The 20,378-nt window shown below is 69.3% G+C and carries 19 protein-coding genes; 9 read left to right on the forward strand and 10 right to left on the reverse strand.

What is annotated here, in order from left to right; translation table 11 throughout:
* Positions 1 to 187: hypothetical protein (locus tag E1288_RS49405; protein ID WP_235884171.1), on the reverse strand; the 187-nt coding region annotated here is incomplete at its 3' end.
* A 7-nt stretch (positions 188 to 194) separates the two neighbouring features.
* On the opposite strand from E1288_RS49405, the gene E1288_RS41255 reads away from it, so the two are divergent.
* Positions 195 to 3,602, forward strand: a complete 3,408-nt coding sequence (locus E1288_RS41255) for an RHS repeat-associated core domain-containing protein (protein WP_235884172.1) — start codon at positions 195 to 197, stop codon at positions 3,600 to 3,602.
* Between the two features lie 8 nt (positions 3,603 to 3,610).
* Positions 3,611 to 4,096: an SMI1/KNR4 family protein gene (locus tag E1288_RS41260; RefSeq protein WP_132494107.1), complete on the forward strand. Its 486-nt coding sequence runs from the start codon at positions 3,611 to 3,613 to the stop codon at positions 4,094 to 4,096.
* Between the two features lie 53 nt (positions 4,097 to 4,149).
* Here E1288_RS41260 and E1288_RS41265 read toward each other — a convergent pair whose 3' ends face one another.
* Together E1288_RS41265 and E1288_RS41270 are read right to left on the reverse strand one after the other, a co-directional pair.
* Positions 4,150 to 4,758, reverse strand: coding sequence for a DUF4291 domain-containing protein (locus E1288_RS41265; protein ID WP_132494108.1), 609 nt, complete (start codon positions 4,756 to 4,758; stop codon positions 4,150 to 4,152).
* Positions 4,759 to 4,810: 52 nt separating this feature from the next.
* Positions 4,811 to 5,626, reverse strand: coding sequence for a S1 family peptidase (locus E1288_RS41270; RefSeq protein WP_132494109.1), 816 nt, complete (start codon positions 5,624 to 5,626; stop codon positions 4,811 to 4,813).
* A 291-nt stretch (positions 5,627 to 5,917) separates the two neighbouring features.
* Between E1288_RS41270 and E1288_RS41275 the strand changes: the two genes are divergently transcribed.
* Complete coding sequence (locus tag E1288_RS41275; RefSeq protein WP_132494110.1) at positions 5,918 to 6,550, forward strand: LysE family translocator; 633 nt, start codon at positions 5,918 to 5,920, stop codon at positions 6,548 to 6,550.
* On the opposite strand, the gene E1288_RS41280 is transcribed toward E1288_RS41275, so the two are convergent.
* Positions 6,464 to 7,690, reverse strand: a complete 1,227-nt coding sequence (locus tag E1288_RS41280) for an MFS transporter (protein WP_235884173.1) — start codon at positions 7,688 to 7,690, stop codon at positions 6,464 to 6,466. The genes E1288_RS41275 and E1288_RS41280 overlap by 87 nt on opposite strands.
* 220 nt (positions 7,691 to 7,910) lie before the next feature.
* On the opposite strand from E1288_RS41280, the gene E1288_RS41285 reads away from it, so the two are divergent.
* Complete coding sequence (locus E1288_RS41285; protein ID WP_132494112.1) at positions 7,911 to 8,816, forward strand: LysR family transcriptional regulator; 906 nt, start codon at positions 7,911 to 7,913, stop codon at positions 8,814 to 8,816.
* Positions 8,817 to 8,873: 57 nt separating this feature from the next.
* Here E1288_RS41285 and E1288_RS41290 read toward each other — a convergent pair whose 3' ends face one another.
* The 4 genes from E1288_RS41290 to E1288_RS41305 form a co-directional block, all read right to left on the reverse strand.
* Positions 8,874 to 9,680: a S1 family peptidase gene (locus E1288_RS41290; protein WP_132494113.1), complete on the reverse strand. Its 807-nt coding sequence runs from the start codon at positions 9,678 to 9,680 to the stop codon at positions 8,874 to 8,876.
* Positions 9,681 to 10,196: 516 nt separating this feature from the next.
* Complete coding sequence (locus tag E1288_RS41295) at positions 10,197 to 11,108, reverse strand: D-isomer specific 2-hydroxyacid dehydrogenase family protein (protein ID WP_132494114.1); 912 nt, start codon at positions 11,106 to 11,108, stop codon at positions 10,197 to 10,199.
* Positions 11,109 to 11,178: 70 nt separating this feature from the next.
* Positions 11,179 to 11,775, reverse strand: a complete 597-nt coding sequence (locus tag E1288_RS41300) for a bifunctional 4-hydroxy-2-oxoglutarate aldolase/2-dehydro-3-deoxy-phosphogluconate aldolase (protein WP_235884174.1) — start codon at positions 11,773 to 11,775, stop codon at positions 11,179 to 11,181.
* 2 nt (positions 11,776 to 11,777) lie between these two features.
* Positions 11,778 to 12,836 carry a sugar kinase gene (locus E1288_RS41305; RefSeq protein ID WP_165968541.1) on the reverse strand — a complete coding sequence of 353 codons (1,059 nt, stop codon included), beginning with the start codon at positions 12,834 to 12,836 and terminating at the stop codon, positions 11,778 to 11,780.
* 102 nt (positions 12,837 to 12,938) lie between these two features.
* Between E1288_RS41305 and E1288_RS41310 the strand changes: the two genes are divergently transcribed.
* From E1288_RS41310 to gdhA, 4 genes are all read left to right on the forward strand, one after another.
* Positions 12,939 to 13,484, forward strand: coding sequence for a YbhB/YbcL family Raf kinase inhibitor-like protein (locus tag E1288_RS41310; protein ID WP_132494115.1), 546 nt, complete (start codon positions 12,939 to 12,941; stop codon positions 13,482 to 13,484).
* A 372-nt stretch (positions 13,485 to 13,856) separates the two neighbouring features.
* The gene (locus E1288_RS41315; RefSeq protein WP_132494116.1) at positions 13,857 to 14,882 is read left to right on the forward strand and encodes a VanZ family protein; all 1,026 of its coding nucleotides are present in this window, start codon (positions 13,857 to 13,859) and stop codon (positions 14,880 to 14,882) included.
* Between the two features lie 14 nt (positions 14,883 to 14,896).
* On the forward strand, positions 14,897 to 16,294 hold the full coding sequence (locus E1288_RS41320; protein ID WP_132494117.1) for a mycothione reductase: 1,398 nt from the start codon (positions 14,897 to 14,899) through the stop codon (positions 16,292 to 16,294).
* A gap of 142 nt (positions 16,295 to 16,436) precedes the next feature.
* Positions 16,437 to 17,783 (forward strand): NADP-specific glutamate dehydrogenase, encoded by a 1,347-nt coding sequence (gene gdhA, locus E1288_RS41325; protein ID WP_132494118.1) that lies wholly within the window; start codon positions 16,437 to 16,439, stop codon positions 17,781 to 17,783.
* A gap of 270 nt (positions 17,784 to 18,053) precedes the next feature.
* On the opposite strand, the gene E1288_RS41330 is transcribed toward gdhA, so the two are convergent.
* Positions 18,054 to 19,322: a CynX/NimT family MFS transporter gene (locus E1288_RS41330; protein ID WP_235884175.1), complete on the reverse strand. Its 1,269-nt coding sequence runs from the start codon at positions 19,320 to 19,322 to the stop codon at positions 18,054 to 18,056.
* An 88-nt stretch (positions 19,323 to 19,410) separates the two neighbouring features.
* Here E1288_RS41330 and E1288_RS41335 point away from each other — a divergent pair, with 88 nt between their 5' ends.
* The gene (locus tag E1288_RS41335) at positions 19,411 to 20,115 is read left to right on the forward strand and encodes a FadR/GntR family transcriptional regulator (RefSeq protein ID WP_207954847.1); all 705 of its coding nucleotides are present in this window, start codon (positions 19,411 to 19,413) and stop codon (positions 20,113 to 20,115) included.
* Here E1288_RS41335 and E1288_RS41340 read toward each other — a convergent pair.
* Positions 20,091 to 20,333 (reverse strand): type II toxin-antitoxin system Phd/YefM family antitoxin, encoded by a 243-nt coding sequence (locus E1288_RS41340; RefSeq protein WP_132494121.1) that lies wholly within the window; start codon positions 20,331 to 20,333, stop codon positions 20,091 to 20,093. The two genes, E1288_RS41335 and E1288_RS41340, sit on opposite strands and share 25 nt — an antisense overlap.
* Between the last annotated feature and the right edge of the window lie 45 nt (positions 20,334 to 20,378).

Consider the following 20,378-nt stretch of genomic DNA (forward strand, 5'->3'; position numbering starts at 1 on the left):
CCCCCGACACGTCCCCGTCGAGCACCTCCCCCGACAGCACGTCCTCAAGCCCGGACGGCACGTCCCCGGACAACCCGAAGTCCAAGAGCGAAGACGGCAATCTCCAGAACAAGACCGACGATCCCGAGACGCCGAACCGGGACGAAGGCAACCGGAAGTGCGAGAACGACCCGATCGACGTCGCCACCGGAGAGATGATCCTGCCGCAGACCGACGTGGAGATCGCCGCCGTGCTCCCGCTGGTGCTGAAGCGGACGCACCTGTCGTCGTACCGGGTGGGCCTGCACTTCGGCCCGTCCTGGACGTCCACCCTGGACCAGCGTCTGGAGGTGGGCAGCGCGGGTGTGTCGTTCGCCGCCGAAGACGGAAAACTGCTGTTCGGCCCGAATCCCGCGGTGGGCTCGACAGTCCAGTTCGAGGGCTCGCGCAACACGCTCACCAGGCACGAAGACGGCGGCTACACGCTGACCGAGATCGAGTCCGGTAAGCGCTTCCACTTCGCACCGGGAAACCGCGTCCTGCCGCTGACCAGCATCACCGACCGCAACGGCAACCAGATCGAGTTCGACCACGACGCCGGTGGCACGCCGGTGGAGATCCGCCACACGGGCGGCTACCGAATCCGGATCGAATCCGAGAACGACCTGATCACGGCGCTCTACCTACGTGAAGCGGACAACGGCGAAGACCTCCTGCTGATGAGGTACGAGTACACCGACCAACGCCTGACGGGCGTGGTCAACGCATCGGGCCTACCGCTGAAGTTCGAGTACGACCAAGCGGGCCGAATAACCAGCTGGACGGACCGAAACAGCCACTGGTACCGCTACACCTACGACCACCGAGGCCGCTGCATCGGGAACGAAGGCTCCGGCGGCTTCCTGACAGGCTCCTTCGAGTACGAAGAGAGAGTCACCCGCTTCACCAACTCCCTCGGCCACGTCACGACGTACCACCTCAACGAAAAGCGCCAGGTGGTCCGCCAAATCGACCCATTGGGCAACGAAACCCGCTCCGAATGGGACGCCTACGACAGGCTCCTGTCTCGAACGGACCCACTCGGCCGCACCGTCCGCTTCGAGTACGACGAAGCCGAGAACCTGGTCGCGGTCGCCCGCCCCGATGGCGCGCAGACTCGTTTCGAGTACAACGACCTCCGCCTACCTATCACCGTCATCACTCCCGACGGAGCGGTCACCCGCCGCGAATACGACGAGCGCGGCAACCTGATCACCACCATCGATCCGCTCAACGCAGTCACCCGCTACAGCTACGACCAGCACGGCCGCCTCACGGCAGCCATCGACGCTCTCGGGAACGCGCGCCGGATCGAGGCCGATGCAGCGGGACTTCCCACCGCAGTCGCCGATCCGCTCGGCAACACGGCTCGCTATGAACGCGATGCTTTCGGCCGGGTAACCGCGATCGTCGATCCGTTGGGCGGAACCACCCGGTTCGGCTGGACCGTCGACGGCAAACCGGCGTGGCGCACCTTGCCTAACGGAGCCACCGAGCGGTGGATCTACGACGGCGAGGGAAACCTCCGCACCCACGTCGACGCCAGCGGCCAACAGACGCACACCGAGTTCACCCACTTCGACCTGCCTTCGACCGAGGTCAAACCGGACGGCACCTGCCTGGAATTCTCCTACGACACCGAACTCCGCCTGATCAGCGTCACCAACGAGCTAGGTCTGACCTGGCGCTATGACTACGACCCGGCCGGAAACGTAGTCCGCGAAACCGACTTCAACGGAAGAACTATCAGCTACCGCCACGATGCGTCGGGCCAACTCCTCGAACGCACCAACGGCGCAGGCGAAGTCACCTACTACAAGCACGACGTGCTCGGCAATGTCATCGAGCGCCGCAGCGCATCCACGGCGGCGACCTTCGCTTACGATGCCCTTGGCCGCCTCACCGAGGCCATGGACTCCGACACGCAAGTCGCTTTCCGACGGGATCCGGTGGGGCGAGTCCTCGCCGAAACAATCAATGGTCGCGCAGTCACATCAGCGTACGATGCCCTCGGACAACGCGTTCGCCGCACCACTCCCTCAGGCTCGGAAAGCGTGTGGGAATTCGATGCGAACAGCCGCCCCGTCGCGCTGCATACAGCCGGACGCACACTTCGCTTCCAATACGACGCCGCTGGGCACGAGGTTCTGCGGAACCTGGGGCCGGAAGCCGTTCTGACACAGGCTTGGGGCGCGAACCACCAACTTCTCTCCCAGACGATCAACGGTGCCGGTCGCCGGCAGATACAGCAGCGTGCCTACACCTATCGGAACGACGGCCACCTGACCGGCGTCGACGACCAGCTCACCGGTCCACGAATCTTCGAACTCGATCGAGCGGGGCGGGTTACTGCTGTCCAGGGCTCCGGCTGGACCGAACGCTACGCTTATGACGCGGCGGGCAACATCACCAACGCGTCTTGGCCGACGCCGAACGCGTCCCCGGACGCCGAAGCGTTGGGCGAGCGGGAATACGTCGGCACCCTGATCCGCCGTGCCGGCAACGTCCGCTTCGAACACGATGCGCAGGGCCGCGTGGTGACCCGGCAGAAGAAGCGCCTCTCCAGGAAACCCGAGACATGGCGCTACTTCTGGGATTCCGATGACCGCCTGATCGAAGTCCTCACCCCGGATGGCGCCCGCTGGCGCTACCGATACGACGCGCTAGGCCGCCGCGTTGCCAAGCAACGCCTCACACCCGACGGCTCACGGGTCGTCGAACAGATCGAATTTGCCTGGGACGGAATACTTCTCGCCGAGCAAGCGCATACCGACGGTCGTCCCAACGGCCCCGACCGCAGCGACGCCCGCGTCACGGTGTGGAACTACGAGCCCGGAACTTTCCGCCCAGTAGCCCAGGCCGAGCGCTCGCCGCTGCGCAATGCGCCCCAACGGTGGATCGATGACGAGTTCTACTCCATCGTCACCGACCTCGTCGGCACTCCGATGGAGTTGGTCAACGACCATGGCGGGGTCGCCTGGTTCCACCGAACAACGATCTGGGGAAACACCCTCGACCAGAGCCGCACCGGCGTCTACACGCCGTTGCGTTTCCCCGGTCAGTACCATGATCCCGAAACCGGGTTCAACTACAACTTCCAGCGCCACTACGCTGCGGAAACGGGCCGCTACGTGAGTAGCGACCCGCTGGGGCTGGCCGCAGGTCCCAAGCATTTCGGGTACGCCCCGAACCCGCTGGTCGGCATGGACCCGCTCGGGCTCATGTCCTGCGAAGAGAAGATCGACAACTATCGGGATGACCACAAAGTCGGCAAGGGGCGGAACATCGCGGTGGCCGAGTACGAAATCGATGGCATGTCCGGCGAGTTGATCGGCACGAGCAGGGCACACCAGTACCCTGGCGCCGTGCCGATGTTCGAGAACCCACGATTCGACGCAGCTCGCGCATCCGACGCCGAGCACAAGATCCTCGAAAACATGGCACAAAACCTTGATCCTTCCGCGAGCGGAAGAATACATATAACCTCCGAGCGCCCGGTTTGCACATCCTGCCAAGGGGTTATCGAACAGTTCCGCCAGGCGTTCCCCGGAATTCAAGTCACATACTCCGACCTAGGGCGATAGTAAAGACAATGACCGACAGGCAACCTCCCGAAAGCATGAAAGACGTGGCAAGCCTGCTCATTTCGAGCAACATGGCCACACCCGAGAACATTGTGCCGTGCACTCCCCGCGAAGTAGAGGAGGTGCACGAGGCGACAGGCGTCGAGCAACTTCCCAAGCAGTACGAAGACTTCTTGCTGACCATGGGAAGAAGAGCCGGACACCTGCTCCACGGAACGGATTTCTTCTATCCCAGCATCGTGGAGCTCGCCGATGAGATGCGCGAACTGCTGGAAGAATGCGGTGTCACGCATCTTGTCCAGCCAGGCTCGGTCCTCCTGGGCATGCACCAGGGTGGCGAGCTGTACTGGATGGAGCCTGGTGAGCCATCGGGCGCGGTGTTCCTGTACATCGAGAACGATGACAGTCCACGCCGGAACTGGCCAAGCCTGCGTGATTTTTTGATCACCCAAACAAAGGAAGAGCAGGCGATCCGCGAGAAGTACAACCTCTAGCTCAACAGCCCCTGGCACGACAGCCGCCAGACAAGAAGCCTGCCGCGATGGGGCTACCTGGTGGCGCCAAGGCGTCGGGCACCGCACTCCAGGAGCGGGTAGGGCGTCTCGGTGGGAAGCGTTGCTTCTGCTGCTTCCAGGTTCCCCACCGCCACCAGCTCGGCCGTCTTTCGCATCAGCGGCGTGATGTCCTCGATCGACACGGTCCAGTCGTCGACGTAGCGGTCGACCGCCTCGCCACCCAGTCCTATTTGGATTGACCGGTGGCTCAGCGGGCGGTGGTGGAGGTCTCGTTCCGGGTCCCATTGGACCCGGACCGGACTCGCCCTCTTCGCCGACGCCCACGCTTCCCGGCTGCCGTGGACGTCGGGTTCGTAGTGGCTCAGGCACGCATGTTCCAGCGCCCACTCGAAGCCTTCGCGGGTGATCTCCACCGCCAGCACCCGCTCCTGGTCCGGCTTGGTCGCCCAGCCGCACCGGTATGCCATCCACAGGAACGATGGCTTGATCCACGTCATCCGCTCGCGCTTGAACGGCGGCACGAACTTCCCCGCCGCCAGGGCCGCTTCCGCGATTGCCGGCGAATACGCCTGGTACACGGTGATGGTGGACTCCGAATGCCGTGCGCGGACGGCGCGGTACGGGTTTTCCTGATCTTTCACATCCCGGATCCTGCGGCAGGACCGCAGGATCGCTCAACCGAGATTTCCCCGGTCACAGCTCGCCGCTGTAGCTCGACAGCCTCGTGTACACGCCCGGCGTGTTCGGCCGGCCGCATCCCGTTCCGTAGGAGACCACGCCGATCAGGCGGTTGTCCGCCACGATCGGGCCTCCCGAGTCGCCCCCGCAGGCGTCCGTGCCGCCCTCCGGGAATCCCGCGCAGAACATGCTCCGGCCGTCGTAGTTCGGGTAGGCCTTCCGGCACGCTTCCTCGGTGGTGACCGGCACCTCCACCGAGCGCAGGGTGTCCGACGGCGGCCCCGACTCGCTGGTCCGGCCCCAGCCGTAGACCCGGGCCATCTTGCCCGTCCGGTACGGCTCCGCCTCCCCTGCGCCCACCATCTCCAGCGGGCGCTGCGGCATCGGCGTCCGCAGAGTCAGCACCGCCACGTCGTCGCCGCTGGTGTAATCCCGGAAGCCGGGGTGGACCCAGATCCCCTCGACCTCGCCGACCGTGCCGCGTTCCGTACGCAGGTCGGTGCGCCCCGCGATCGCCCGAAGATCCTCCGGAGCCCGCTTGGCACCTGTCATCGGCGAGACCATGCAGTGCGCTGCCGTGATCACCTTGATCGGGCTCACCAGAGTGCCGCCGCAGAACTGGCGGCCGTACTCGTCGGTGACGGCCACAGCCCAGGGCGCGTCGTCCGCCTCGACGTCGGCGCCGCCGAGCACCCGCGCTTCGGGGCGTTCTTCGGCGCTCGCAGCGACCGGGTGCAGTCCGGCCAGCGCCGTCACCGCGCCGGTGACCACGAAGCGCAGCAGCGCGCCGCCGCGTGCCGCTCCGGTCTTGCGCTCACTGCCACGCCCCACGTCGTGCCTCCAGCCGTCGCCGATCTTGCCGAGCGCACACCGTAGTCACCCCGATACCGGAACATCACGAGGCACAACTCACACGTCAGCAGGAAAATATTTCGTTAAGATGGATGACATCGGGAAATTTTATGGGACAGGCCGCCACGGGCGGCTACTCATCCTCCCCGATCCGTCACGGGCCCGGAACGCACACAGCGCCGGGCCCGCGAATTGCGCCTGAACAGGTGACAGAACTACGCCCGATCAAGTGATCATCGCTGCCGCATGCCGCCGCGAAGGAGGAACGCTGTGCTCCTGGACCTGACCCCGCTGCCCGCATTCCTGCTCGCCAGCATGGTCGTCATCCTCACCCCCGGCGTGGATGTCTTCCTGCTGCTGCGCACCTCGCTGAACTCCGGCCGCCGGGCGGGGCTGTTCGCGCTCGCCGGCATCCACACCGCGAGCATCATCCAGGTCGCGGTGGTGATCTCCGGGCTCGGCGCGCTGATCACCAGCAACCCGGCGATTCTCTCCGTCCTGAAGTGGATCGGCGCCGCCTACCTGGTCTACCTGGCCGCGACGATCATCCGCGGGCTGTGGCTGACCAGGAAGGAATCCGCCGCGGGCACGCTCACCACGGCCCCGCCGGATTCCGCGAACCCCTACCTGCGCGGCCTGTTCAGCAACCTCACCAACCCGAAGATGCTGCTGTTCAGCCTGGCGTTCCTGCCGCAGTTCGTCGGAGCCGCCGCGCAACCAGCGCTGCAGCTGGTTCTGCTCGGCGTGGTCTTCCTGGTGCTGGCGGCGATCTGGGAGCTCGCGATCGTGCTCGGGGCCGCCAAGATCGCCACCCGGCTACAGCACCCCCGCGTCGCGAAGTCGCTCGATGTGGTCAGCGCGGCGTCGTTCCTGACCATCTCGGTCGGGCTGGTCGCCGGCTGACACCACGACGCAGGTCACCAACGCCAGGCCGCCCAGCACCGCCAACACCACCGGCACCGCGACAACGGGCTCCAGCAGGCTGACCACGAGCGGCGTGCAGAAGCCGAGGTAGGCGATCACCCAGAACGCCGCGGTCAGCCTGGCCAGGGCGGACGGTGGCGCGATGTGGCCGACCACGGTCAGGCAGAAGGTCACGCAGAAGCCGTAGCCGATGCCCAGCAGGAGATCCGCGAACAGCCCCAGCCACGGCCGCACCAGCCACGCCGCGACGGCCGCGAACGCGAGCCCGGCGGTCATCGCGAGCAGCCCGACGATCGCTGGTGCGCGCTCACCTCGCCGCGCGACGCGACGGGCCAGGGGCTGCACCACCGCCCCGAACCCCGGCGCGAGTAGCGCCGCCACTCCTGCGTAGACCAGCTCGAACCCGCGCACCTCGGCGGCGACCTGCGCGGGAAGCACGCCGAATGCCACCGTCGGCCCGACGAACACCCAGAGCGCGACCGGCAGCACCAACCGCCTGAACCGCGGGTCCCGGATGCCGCTGGCCTGCGAGCTGCGCTGGACCTCGCGCGGCCGCGTCTCCGGGCACGACAGCGCCAGCGCCAGGCCCGCGACGCTCAGCACCAGGTGCGGAACATAGGCGATGACCAGCGGGTTCGGCCCCCACTGCGCGATCAGCGCGGACACCAGCCCGCTCACGCTGAACCCCAGCGACAGCACTACCCCGGCGCGACGAGCCCCCTCGCCATCCTCGACCGCGGTACCGAACGGCGGGTGCGACAGGTCCCGCACCCAGGCGCTGCCCGCGGCCAGGACCGCGCCCGTGCTGACCCCGGCCAGCAGCCGCCCCAACACCAGCCACGGCGTGGCGACCACCCCGGCCATCAGCGCGGCTGTCCCGGCCACGCCGATGGTGATCGCGCCGAACACGACCGGTCGCCGGCCGTACCGGTCGCCCGTCGGGCCGCCCAGCAGGAGCCCGGGGAGCAGCCCGACCACGTAGAGCACGAGCAGGCCGGTCACGGCCTGCCCGGACAACCCGAACTCGGACTGGTAACCGCCGAGCAGCGAGGAGAACTGATTCGCGCCCCAGCCCGCCGCGGTCAGCAGGAACGCGGCAGGCAACCACTTGTTCCGCACGGCATCGGTTCTATGCCGGACGAACGTGCGACCGCACCGGCCGTTCAGGATTCGTGAACGCGGCCGTGATCTGCGCCTCGACATTCCTTCCGCGCTGCGGAAACCCGCCGCGTTTCGGCCCGTTTTGCCGGAAACCGCCGACTCGGCACGGCGCTTCGCACGCGCCCTGGGGCAAAACCGGCCGGTGCCGCCCCTTCCCGCACTTCGTACGCTGCAGGGCATGGATTTGCGGCGATTGGCGTCGTTCCTGGCGGTCGCCGAAGAAGGGCACTTCGGCAAGGCCGCGACGCGGTTGTTCCGGTCGCCCGCGTCCGTGACGGCGCACGTCCAGCAACTGGAGCGCGAACTCGGGGTGCGGCTGCTCGACCGCTCCCCGGTGCGGCTCACCCCGGCCGGCGAGCGGTTCGTCGGGCACGCGCGATCACTGCTGGCGGCGATGGACGCCGCGGTCGCGGAGGTGGCCGAGGCGGCCGCCGAGTCGACGCTGCGGATCGGCGTGATGAGCAACGGCTCGGCCGAGCTCACCCCCGCGGTGGTGCGGGCCTTCCACCGCGCCTGCCCGGAAATCCGGGTCGAGTTCGTGGCGCTGGACTTCACCGAGCACGTCTCCGCGCTGGTGCGGCACAAGGTCGACGTGGCGTTCGTGCGGCCCGCGCCGGACGACGAGCGGGTGGCGGTGGACGTGCTGACCACCGAGCGGCGGATCGTGGTCGTGCCCGCGTCGTGGGAGCTGGCCGACGCGCCGTCGGTGCGGATGGCCGACGTGCTCGAGCTGCCGTTCATCGCGCTGCCCGACCACACTCCGCGCCAGTTCTCCGACTACCTCTACTTCGCCGAGGCGCGCGGCGGCCTGTCGCCGCACCGCAGCAGCTCGCACGCCGTGACCCCGCACGAGGTCCTCACCACGGCGGCGGCCGGGCACGGCGCCGGATCGGCGCTGGAATCCTTCCGGCGCTACTACCCCTGGCCGGGCACGGTCTGCGTGCCGGTGCTGGACGCACCGCCGGAGCACAGCGTCCTGGCCGCCCGCGTGGACGACCGCAACCCGGCCGTGCGCACGTTCCGCTCGCTGGCCGCCAGTCTGGCCAGGGAGCTCGGCCCCCGGCTCCGCCTGACCGCCACCTGACGCCCGGCATGACGCGGCCGGGGCGCTGCAGCTGCGCCCCGGCCGCGTCCGTTCGGGTCAGGAACCCAGTTGTGCCTGGACGTCGTCGTGGTAGGTCGCCACGCGGGTGTAGATGCCCGGGGCGTTGGGCCGGGCGCAGCCGTTGCCCGTGGAGACGATGCCGACCAGTTTGTTCTCGACCACCAGCGGTCCGCCGGAGTCGCCCTGGCAGCTGTCCACGCCGCCCTGCGGGAGTCCGGCGCACACCATCGCGTCGGACTTGTACTGCGGGTACGCCTTCTGGCATTCCTGGTCGCTGACCAGCGGCACTTCGGCCTTCTGCAGGGTCTGCGACGCCTGGCCACCTTCGGCGGTGGCCCCCCAGCCGAGCACTGCGGATGCCTTGCCCGCTTCGTAGAGCGAGGTGTCCCCCTTGCCTGCCACTGCGAGCGGCTGCTGCGGGAGCTCCTGGTCCAGGGTCAGCACGGCGACATCGGCGCCGCTGTTGGCGTTCTGGAAGTTCGGATGCACCCAGATGCCGGTGACCTTGGCGACCTTGCCCTCGCTGGTCTGCTTGTCCTCCCGCCCGGCCACGACCTGGACCGACTCCGGTTTCTCACCGGAGACGCAGTGCGCCGCGGTCACGACCTTGTTGGCCTTGGCGAGCGTGCCGCCGCAGAACTGGTTGCCCTGGGCGTCCGTCAGGTACACCACCCACGGGTGATCGGCGATCTTGGCGGGCTGGCCGCCCACGATCGGTGGGGCCTTCGCCGCCGATGCATCGCGGTCCGACGCGTTCGCCGCCGTCGTCAGCAAGCCCGACGACAGCGTCGCCGCCGCCAGCAGCCCGGCCACCGACCACATCCGGCGCCTGATGTCTGCCATCACGTTGCCTCCTCCCCCGGAGCCATCGGCACGCCGTCGTTCGACCTGCCACCTCCGGCTCGACCAAGAGTGTCCATGAGAAAGAGGATCAGAACCCGTTTTTGGATACACCTGAGTTAAGCAAGGCAATCCGATCGGGTGGAAAATCCACCCATTTACCACTCGAACGGTCTACCTACACTGTCCAAATAGGACATCTGATACGTGAGCGATCACCGTACCGGGAAGCAAGTATTCCCACGCTTGCGCGAAGCGCAGTTCCCCAACCGCACTTCACATTTCCGGACAAGCCGCACGAAGAGCATCATCGCGCACGCGCGGCGAAGCCGAAACAGACCGTCCACTGTGGCCACCAGTTCGAGATCACCTGGCGGCGCAGCCGGACGGCGAGATCCACTTCAGGTCGGCCGCGAGGGAGCGAGAAGCTATTTTCGGGCAGAATCGGAAAGCCCGCCCCCGCAGCCAATTCCGGCGGTCACGGAGCGAAAAGCCCGATTCCAGGCGAAATCGGGAAGCTCAGTAGCCCGCGGTGAGGTCGACGACGCCGAGCAGCGACTCGCCGGCGAGGCGCCGCCGGACGTTGTCCTCCACCCGCCGGGCCAGGGCCGGGATCAGCAAGGACTTCGGGTTGGCCGAGTGCGGCGAGATGATCGCGCGCGGGTGCTGGAACAGCGGATGCCCGGCGGGCAGCGGTTCCGGGTCGGCCACGTCCAGCGCCGCGCCGCCGATGCTCTCCGCGTCCAGCGCCGCGACCAGCGCGTCGGTGTCGACCAGCGATCCGCGCGCGACGTTGACCAGCCACGCGTCGGACTTCATCAGGGACAGCGCGTCGGCGTCGATCAGCTTCGCCGTCTCGGCCGTCGCGGGCGCGGCCACCACGACGAAGTCCGACTCGGCCAGCGCCCGCCGCACCCCGGACGCATCGTCGGCCGAGCACGTCCAAGCGGCCCCGTCCACCGGCTTCCCGGAGTGGTTCACCGCCAGCACCCGGACGCCGAAGGGCCGCAGCAGCTCCATCAATGCCCGGCCGATGCCGCCTGCACCGATGATGCCGACCGTGGCCCCGGTGAGGCTGCGGATGCCGGCCGGTCGCGCCCAGTGGTCCGCACGGGACACCGCGTGCAGCTGCCGCGCCCCGGCCAGCATCAGGCCGAGCGTGTGCTCGGCGACGGTCTGGGCATAGGTACCCGCCGCAGAGGTGAAGGTGATCCCGTCGCGCAGCGCGCCGGCGGTCACCCAGGTCTCGATGCCGGCCGACGGGAGCTGCACCCATTCCAGTCCAGGGTGGTCCAACTCGGCGAACCGCTCGGGGCCGCCGCCGTACCAGACCAGCGCGGACGCCTCCGCCGCCGGGCCGATCTCGGCGCCTGCCGCGACGACGGCCGCCGTCAGTTCCGGCGGGGCGACCGGACCAATGTGGACCTTCACGGCTTCTCCATCTCGGCTCGGGCCGGGTCGGCTCGTGAGCGTTGATACCGGCAAGAACCGGAATCAACACTCACGAGCTCTCGACCAGCTTCGCCAGCGCGGGCAACTGCTCGGCATCCTCCAACGCCGAACCGACGGCCACCACGGCGGCCCCGGCGGAGAGGAATTCCGGCGCGTTGCGCGCGTTCATCCCGCCGGTGGCCACCAGCCGCAGCCCGGGGAACGGGCCGTGCATCGCCTTGAACCACCCGACGCCCAGCTCGGCCGCCGGGAAGGCCTTGACCCACGACAGCCCGAGCCGGTGGGCGTGCTGGATCTCACTGGGCGTGGCCACACCGGGCAGGTGCGGCACGCCGAGCTCCGCGCTCAGCCGCACCACGTCGGGGTCCAGCCCCGGCGCCACGGTGAACGCCGCGCCCAGCTCCTTGGCGGTGTGCGCCTGCTCCGTGCTCACCACGGTCCCGGCACCCACCAGCCGGCCTCGCCGCGTCCCGGCCTCCACCGCCGCGCGCAGCGACGGCTCGGCGCGCGAGGTCTCGATCGGCACCTCGACCGCCTCGATGCCCAGGTCCCAGGCCCGTTCGGCCAGCTCGACGGTCCGCTGCGGGTCCATACCGCGCAGGATCGCCATCACCGGACCGGTGAAGAGCTCGTCGAAGAAACCCACGATCACTCCCCCTCTTTGGATGCGACACCGCCGCCGAAGCTGAGGTTGCGCCACCGCTCCTCGTCGCAGCCCAGCCATTCCGCCACCGCCCCGGGATCCGGCAGCGGCATGTGGTCCTCGGTGCTGAGCAGGCTGTGCGCGGCCAGGATGTGCCCGAGCCGCAGGCAGCGGATGCCGTCCTCGCCACGCAGCACGCCGGAGAGGTATCCGGCGGCGAACGCGTCACCGGCGCCTACCGGCTCGACGACCTGGACCGTCGGGGCTGGCACGATCACCGTCTCGGTGCTCAGTGCGTAGGCGGCGTCGGCACCGTCCTTGACCACGACGACGTCCGGCCCGTCCAGGAGTTTCCGCACGTCCTCGGCGGTTTCCACGCCCCAGAGGGTGGCCGCCTCGTCCAGGCCGACGAACACCACGTCGGCGAGCTGGGCGAGCTCGCGCAGCCGCGGGCCGGCCTGCTCGACCGGCCACAGCGCCGGGCGGTAGTTGACGTCGAAGGTGATCCGGGCGCGGCGCTCGCGGGTCAGCAGCCGCCGGACGAGCCGGTCGCAGCCGTCGGACAGCGCCGGGGTGATGCCGCTGATGTGCAGCAGCCGGGGCGCGTCGAGCCGCTCGTCGACCAGGAAGTCCTCGTCCATTGTGGACGCTGCCGAGCCCGCCCGGTAGTAGTAGACCTTGGTGCCGGCGGGGCCGGGGTCCTTGAAGTAGACGCCGGTCGGCGCGTCCGGGCGCACCTCCACCAGGCCGGTGTCCACCCCGGCGGCGGCGATGGCCGCGAGCATCCGGCGGCCGAGGGGATCGTCGCCGACCCGGCTCGCCCAGCCGACGCGGTGGCCCAGCGCCGCCAGGTGGATGGCCACATTGGACTCCGCACCGCCGGCCGAGAGCGTGAACGTCCGCGCCCGCTCCAGGGGCACCGGGACGGCCGGGGCGACCAGCGACATCGTCTCCCCCAGGCACAGCACCTCGGGGTCGTTGCCGGACTCCGCCACCTTCGCCTCCTCGGTCCCGCGGCATTCGTCGCCGGACAGCTTAACCGCTCGATGCTGCGAAATGCACATCCCCGTTGCACTCCTTGCAACGCACTGGTTCCGGCTCGCGCACCGGCGGCCAACTAGGCTGGGAATCCGGTGATCACACCCCAGGAAAGGGAGGATGCTCGAATGAGCTTGGAGCGCCCGATCGATCCGGACCCGTACTCGCTGCTGCCCGCGGTTCCGGCGTTCACCGTCACCTCCGACGACGTGACCGACGGCCGGCCGATGGCGCAGGCCCACGCCTACGACGGCATGGGCGCCGACGGCGAGAACCGCTCGCCCCAGCTGCGCTGGACCGGCTTCCCGGACACCACCAAGAGCTTCGTGGTGACCTGCTTCGACCCCGACGCGCCCATTCCCGGCGGCTTCTGGCACTGGACCCTGGTGGACGTGCCCGCCGACGTGACCGAGCTGGCCGCCGACGCGGGCAACCGCAACGGCCACGGCATCCCGGCCGGGGCCTTCCACGTCGCCAACGACCTCGGCGAGCACGCGTTCGCCGGCGCCGCCCCACCGCCCGGCGACCGCCCGCACCGCTACTACTTCGTGGTGCACGCGGTCGACACCGAGAAGCTCGGCGTGGACGAGAAGGCGAGCCCGGCGGTGGTCAGCTTCAACCTGGCCTTCCACACCGTCGCCCGAGCCGTCCTCACGCCCACCTACCAGCGCTGACGTTCTATGGACCGTGCTCGCCCTGCCTAGCGGTGCGAGTAGCGGAACCTCAGACGCCCCCTCGGTCCGGGATCCCCGACTCATGTATGTCCAACACAGCGCTGGGGCTGTCCTCCCGAGGCGACGCCTGAGAACCCACGGCGGTGCAAGTTGCGAAGTTGGGGAAGGAGAAAGCGGCCTCGCCGCTTGCCTGACGCCACTGTTGCCCCGTCCAGGCTTCCACAGCTGCAGAGCCGGCACGCGAAAGGGCCGCGCCTCCCCCGGGGAGGTGCGGCCCTTTCGCGTGCCGGGATCGCCCGATCGAGATGTATCTGAATCGGCACCTCGCTCCTCTTTATCTGCGGGAGGTTTTTCGGGAGTCAGGAGGCCGAGATGAGCGTGCTGCCGGGTTCGTTCGCCGTGCTGGCCGCCACCGGGGTGGCCGCGCTGCTGTTCGCGCCGTTCGTCGCCGGTGAGCACCGGCGGCACGGCGAGCTCCGCGTGGGCATCGCGCTGCGGCGCTTCGCCGTCCTGCTCTACGCCTTCGGGCTGTTCTCCTACGTGTTCCTGCCGTTCCCGTCCGACGCGGCCTGCTTCGCTCCGCAGTGGCGACCGCTCGCCGGACTGACCAGCCCCGCGATGCTGGCCCAGTTCGCGTGCAACGTCGCGCTCTTCGTCCCGCTGGGCGCTCTCGTGCGGGGCGGCCGGTCGGCAGCGGTGCTGGCCGGGACGGCGGCATCGGTGCTGATCGAGCTGACCCAGCTGACCGGGTTCTGGTTCGCCTTCCCCTGCCCGTACCGGGTTTTCGACGTGGACGACGTCATCGCGAACACCGCGGGCGCGCTGCTGGGCGGCCTGCTCGCGCCGCTGCGGCAGCGGCTGCCGGACGGCACCAGCGGACGCCCCGCGACGCAGCCGCGCCCCGTCACCGCCGCCCGGCGGCTGCTGGGCATGTGCTGCGACGTCCTGGTGCTGTGGCTGCTCGGCGTAGCCTGCGCCCGGGCCGCGGACATCGCGCTGCGGCTCACCGGCACCGCCCCGACGCGGTGGTGGGAGGCGGCCGCGCTGTGGCTCGCCCCGGCGGCGTTGCTGCTGGTCACGCTACTTGTCGGGCACGGCACCTCGCTCGGCCAGCACGCGGTGATGCTGCGTGCCAGGGCGCCCAACGGCCGCCCGCCGCCGGCCGCCGCGCTGCTGCGGTGGGCCGCCGGCATCGGCGGGCTGGCCGTGGCGCAGGGCGTGACCGAGGGAGCGTTCGGGGAACCCGGTGCCGTGCTCGGCGTGTTGTGGTGCGCCGCGCACGCCTGGAGTGTGACCAGAACCCGAGATCACCGCGGAATCACGGGGCTCGTCGCCGGGTTGGAGATGATCGACGCCCGAAGAAGCCACGGCGCGCCGGACCTGGCGCGCCCGACTTGAGGCAGGATGGACCAGTGCGGCACTTCGATCTAGTCATCATCGGTTCCGGCTCCGGAAACTCGATCCTCGACGACCGGTTCGCCGACTGGGACGTCGCCGTGGTCGAGAAGGGCATCGGCCCCAACGACGCCTACGGCGGCACCTGCCTGAACGTCGGCTGCATCCCGACGAAGATGTTCGTGCACACAGCCGACGTGGCCGCGGCCCCGGCGGGCGGCGCGAAGCTCGGCGTCGACCTCGAACTGCGCGACGTGCGCTGGCACGACATCCGGGACCGGATCTTCGGGCGGATCGACGAGATCTCCACCGGCGGCCGCCGGTACCGCGCCGAGGGCAGCCCGAACGTCACCCTCTACGAGGGCGTCGCCCGGTTCACCGGGATCAAGCAGCTGACCGTGGAGACCGCCACCGGCCCGGAGACGATCACCGCGGACCGCTTCGTGGTGGCCGCCGGCGGCCGTCCGGCGATCCCGGACATCCCCGGCCTGGACCAGGTCGGCTACTACACCAGCGACACGGTGATGCGGCTCGACGAGCTGCCCGCCCGGATGATCATCATGGGCACCGGCTTCGTGGGTGCCGAGTTCGCGCACGTGTTCAGCGCGCTGGGCGTCGACGTGACCATGATCGGCCGCTCCGGCCGGGTGCTGCGCGCCGAGGACACCGACATCTCCGAGCGGTTCACCGAGCTCGCGGCCGCGCGCTGGGACCTGCGGCTGAACCGCAAGGAGATCTCGGTCGAGCGCGACGGCGACCTCGTCCGGCTGCACCTGGAGGGCCCGGAGGGCGCCGAGGTGGTGGAGGCCGAGGCGCTGCTCATCGCGATCGGGCGGGTGCCCAACTCCGACCTGCTGAACGCCGCCGCAGGCGGTCTCGAACTCACCGCCGACGGCAAGATCAAGGCCGACGCGACCCAGCTGACCTCGGTGGACGGCGTGTGGGCGATGGGCGACATCAGCTCGGAGCACGAGCTCAAGCACGTCGCGAACCACGAGATGCGCGTCGTCCAGCACAACCTGCTGCACCCGGACGAGCCGATCGAGTCCGACCACCGGTTCGTGCCGCACGCGGTGTTCTCCGCGCCGCAGATCGCCGCGGTCGGTCTCACCGAGCAGGAGGCTCAGCAGCGCGGCGTCAGCTACGTGACCTCGATCCAGGACTACGCGGGCATCGCCTATGGCTGGGCGATGGAGGACAAGACCGGCTTCGCCAAGCTCCTGGCAGATCCGGACACCGGACAGCTGCTCGGCGCCCACATCATCGGCCCGCAGGCGCCGACGCTACTGCAGCCGCTGATCCAGGCGATGCAGTTCGGCCTGGACGCCCGGACGATGGCCCGCGGCCAGTACTGGATCCACCCGGGCATGCCGGAGCTCGTCGAGAACGCGCTGCTCAACCTGCCGCTGAAGTGACGGTTGCGCCCGATGTGTCAGGCGTCATCTTGAGCAGTTCCAGTTTAACGGGTCACCTTAGGAGGCTCGGGCTGCTCGCTGTAGCGCTCCCGCCGTGGCGGAGCGGGCCCGGGCGGCCCGGAACGTCATCGGACAAAGGAGTTTGCCTGTGCTTCACGAACGCCTCGAACCGGTCTACGAGAACGTGGTCCAGCGCAACCGCGGCGAAGACGAGTTCCACCAGGCAGTCCGGGAAGTGCTGGAAAGCATCGGTCCGGTGATCGACAAGCATCCCGAGTACGCCGAGCAGAAGATCATCGAGCGGATCTGCGAGCCGGAGCGGCAGATCGTCTTCCGCGTGCCGTGGGAGGACGACCGCGGCGAGGTGCAGATCAACCGCGGCTTCCGGGTGGAGTTCAACAGCGCGCTCGGCCCGTACAAGGGAGGCCTGCGCTTCCACCCGTCGGTCTACCAGGGCATCGTGAAGTTCCTCGGCTTCGAGCAGATCTTCAAGAACGCCCTGACCGGGCAGCCCATCGGCGGCGGCAAGGGCGGCTCGGACTTCGACCCCAAGGGCCGCTCCGACCGGGAGGTCATGCGGTTCTGCCAGAGCTTCATGACCGAGCTGCACCGGCACATCGGCGAGTACACCGACGTGCCGGCCGGTGACATCGGCGTCGGCGGCCGCGAGATCGGCTACCTGTTCGGCCAGTACAAGCGGATCACCAACCGCTACGAATCCGGCGTGCTGACCGGCAAGCACCTGTCCTTCGGTGGCGCCCGCGTCCGCACCGAGGCCACCGGCTACGGCTGCGCCTTCTTCGTGCAGGAGATGCTGACGGCCCGCGGCCAGTCGTTCGACGGCAAGCAGGTCGTGGTGTCGGGATCGGGCAACGTGGCCATCTACACGATGGCGAAGGTCCACCAGCTCGGCGGCACCGTGGTGGCCTGCTCGGACTCCTCCGGCTACGTCGTCGACGAGAAGGGCATCGACGTCGAGCTGATCAAGCAGATCAAGGAGGTCGAGCGCGGCCGTATCGCGACCTACGCCGAGCGCCGCCCGGGCGCGAAGTTCGTCGCGCAGCGCAGCGTCTGGGAAGTGCCGTGCGACGTGGCGATGCCGTCGGCGACCCAGAACGAGCTCACCGGCGCCGACGCGGCCACCCTGATCGCCAACGGCTGCATCGCGGTCGGCGAGGGCGCGAACATGCCCACCACGCCGGAGGCGGTGCGCAGCTTCCAGGAAGCCGGCATCGCGTTCGGCCCCGGCAAGGCCGCCAACGCGGGCGGCGTGGCCACCTCGGCGCTGGAGATGCAGCAGAACGCGTCCCGCGACAGCTGGAGCTTCGAGTTCACCGAGAAGCGCCTCGAAGAGATCATGAAGGACGTGCACGCCCGCTGCTACGCCACGGCGGCGGAGTACGGCATGCCGGGCAACTACGTCGCGGGCGCGAACATCGCAGGCTTCACCAACGTGGCCGACGCGATGCTCCGCCTCGGCCTCGTCTGACCGAACGGGTGCGGCTGGCCGGCGCGCCGAGGGGCGATGTGCCGGCCAGCCGCGCGACCCGTTGCCGAAGGCCGGGGATCAACGGCAGCGAGCCGGGTCTCCCGGCGGCGCCGCGTTCCCGCGACACCACCCACGGCGATCAATGGTGTCAGGGCCGGCCTGCCCGCAAATTCGATTCGGCACCGTTCACACCATCGGCGCAGTCCGCCGGCTGCGAAGGGCGTCTCCGACCGGATCGGCCGAAAACGCCCTTCGCAGAACCGCGGGGTGTCAGATGGTGCGGGGGCGACCCGCGATGACGCCGAACACCGCCTGGATCGCGACGATCACCACGATCGCCGTCAGCGACGCCGACCAGGTGCCCGTCACGTCGTGCAGCACACCGAACAGGAACGGCCCGAAGGACGCGATCAGGTAGCCGACGCTCTGCGACATCGCGGACAGCGACCCGGTGTCGGCGGCGTTGGCGGTCCGCAGCGAGATCAGCACCAGCGCCAGCGGGAACGCGCTCATCCCGATGCCGATCGCGAGCGCCCACACCACCGGCAGCGCCTGCGGCGCCAGCAGCAGCCCGAGCAGTCCGGTGAGGGTCAGCACCGCGAGCCCGACGGCCCACCAGGACTGGCTGCGGGTCCGGGTCACCAGCGGCGGCAGGATCATGTTGATCGGCACACCGATCAGCAGCAGCAGACCGAGCAGCATGCCCGCGGTCGTGCTGTCGATCCCGGCGCCCTTGAACACCTCGGGCATCCAGCCCATCACGACGTAGGCGACCAGCGACTGCAGGGCGAAGTAGACGGTGATCACCCACGCCAGCGGGCTACGCATCAGCGAACGCCGCGGACTCGTCGACGCGGTGCCCGACACCTGCCGTGTCGAGGAGCGGCGAGCCGTCGCCGGCACCCACACGCACAACGCGGCCAGCGCCACGACCGCCCAGGTCGCCAGCGACAGGCGCCAGCTGCCGGTGGTGGAGTTCAGGTACGGCGTGAGGGCCGAGCCGGTCGAGCCGCCCGCCGCCATCGCGGTCGTGTACAGCGCGGTGGCCATCCCGACGCGGGTCGGGAAGGACTCCTTGACCACCACCGGGATCAGCACGTTGCACATCGCGATCGCGGCGCAGACCAGCACGGTCCCGCCCAACACCGTCCACGGACCGTCGACGACGCGCAGCAGCATCGCGAGCGTCAGCACCGCCAGCGACGCGCCGATGACCTTGTTGATGCCCATCCGCCTCGCCAGCAGCGGAGCGCCGATGCCGGCGATCCCGAAGCACAGCGTCGGCACCGAAGTCACCACGCTCGCCCAGGTCGTCGAGGCACCGAGCGAGTCGCGGACCTCACCGAGCACCGACGCCAGGCTCGTGACCGCCGGGCGCATGTTCGCCGCCGCGAGCGCCACGCCGGCGAGCAGCAGTCCCCCACCGGCGACGGCGACGTGCCGGTTCGGGAAGACCGGCTCCGCGGCGCCCTGGTTCTCGGCGGAGAAGCCATCCGGATGGCTTCCGGCGGCGAGTCGCGTGGCATCCTGGTCAGCCACCTGGTCGGGGACATGCTGGGGTCGTGACTTCGTAGACATCACGACCTATTATGTCAAACGTAGGATGTTTGGACGAAAGGACCTGTCAGTGCCTTTGGTCACCGCCAAACGGACCGGGCTGGTCGATCAGGTCATCGCCCAGATGCGCGAGCTCGTGGCGTCCGGGGAATGGCCGCTGGGCGAGAAGATCCCGCCCGAGACCGAGCTCGTGAACGCCCTCGGCGTCGGCCGCAACACCGTCCGCGAGGCGGTGCGCGCGCTCTCGCACGCCGGGCTGCTGGAAGTGCGGCAGGGCGACGGCACGTTCGTGCGCGCCACCAATGAGATCTCCGGGGCGGTGCGCAAGCTGTGCGGCCCGGAGTTGCGCCAGGTCCTGGAAGTCCGGCGCGCGCTGGAGGTGGAGGGCGCCCGGCTCGCCGCCGGGGCGCGCACCGACGAGGACCTGCGCGAACTGACGGCCTGCCTGGACAGCCGGAACGAAGCGGTGCAGCGCCTGGACAGCGCGGACGTCATCCTCACCGACGCCGAGTTCCACCGGCTGCTGGTCGCGGCCTCGCACAACCCGGTGCTGATCTCGCTCTACGACGGGATCCGCGAGACGGTGGCCTCCAGCGTGGCGACCACCTTCAACCCCGAGATCCCGCCGGAGCAGCACGTCTCGCACACCGAGCTGCTGGAAGCGGTGCGCGACGGCGATCCGCGCCGGGCGGCCGAAGAGGCGGGCGGATTCCTCGACGAACTGCTCAGCCAGGTGGGTTCAGATCCTGGTCAGGCAGAGGAGTCCGGCCAGTAGTCGGTTCCGACGTCGAACGCGTCACCGGCGGCCGGGGCCACCCACGACGCCGCGATCACCCCGGCGGCGAAACCACCGCCGGTCGATCCGCCTCGCGCGGGCTGCAGCCACACCGACGGCGCGCCGAACCGGGTGATGACGATCTCCTCCCCCGATTCGGCGCGATCGAGCAGCTCCACCAGCCGCTCGCGGGCTTCATCAACGGAAAACTCGGCCATGGCTACGACGTTACCGGGGTCACACGGGTTGCGGTGCGCAACGGC

The organism is Saccharopolyspora elongata (assembly GCF_004348985.1).
Classification (GTDB): Bacteria; Actinomycetota; Actinomycetes; order Mycobacteriales; family Pseudonocardiaceae; genus Saccharopolyspora; species Saccharopolyspora elongata.